Raw genomic sequence first — 549 nt, 5'->3', positions numbered from 1 at the left:
ACCTAATGGTTGCCCGTTAAAGTGAACATTGATGTTGTCACCTACAACAGGGTTAGGGTATATACTTACGCCTTGTTTTGTTGCTGTAACCACCGCCGCCACCTTTACAGTAGCACTGTTGATATTGCCTCCTACTATTTGATGACCGATTACTCGGTACCAATTGTCGCCTACACTTGCTCCTCCATCGTTGATGATATAGTACGGTGTACCCATATTATTGGCACTTGCTATTTGAGCGCTGATGGTGTTAAACGTTGTTCCATCTGTACTGCGTTGCACTTCATAGCGATCCATGTTATTTTCATTTGCCGTATGCCACTCCACCTCTACACTTTGGTTGCTTTGACGCTCCGCTGTAATGCTCGTGATTTGGGTAGGCGGTACATTTTTAAACACAATCATAAAACGATTGCTTGCATAGCTCTGTGGGTTGCTCGTAACATCAAACGATACATCTGTTACACTCGTTAAACTCAAGGTTTTGTCTACTCCCGTAAAGTTATCTTTCAACACTGCTCGTAAGCCCGGGTATTGTAATACCGATGG

At 43.7% G+C, this 549-nt stretch carries 1 protein-coding gene; it reads right to left on the bottom strand.

All coding sequences use genetic code 11. From position 1 onward, the window contains the following. Positions 1–549, bottom strand: a 549-nt coding sequence (locus ACFOWM_RS13940) for a hypothetical protein (RefSeq protein ID WP_379711229.1), incomplete at both ends; no start/stop codon positions are given.

The organism is Ferruginibacter yonginensis (assembly GCF_042651465.1).
In the GTDB taxonomy this organism is placed as follows: Bacteria; Bacteroidota; Bacteroidia; order Chitinophagales; family Chitinophagaceae; genus Ferruginibacter; species Ferruginibacter yonginensis.
Note: the sequence above shows the minus strand (reverse complement) of the source record. Positions and strands in the feature narration are given on the sequence as shown.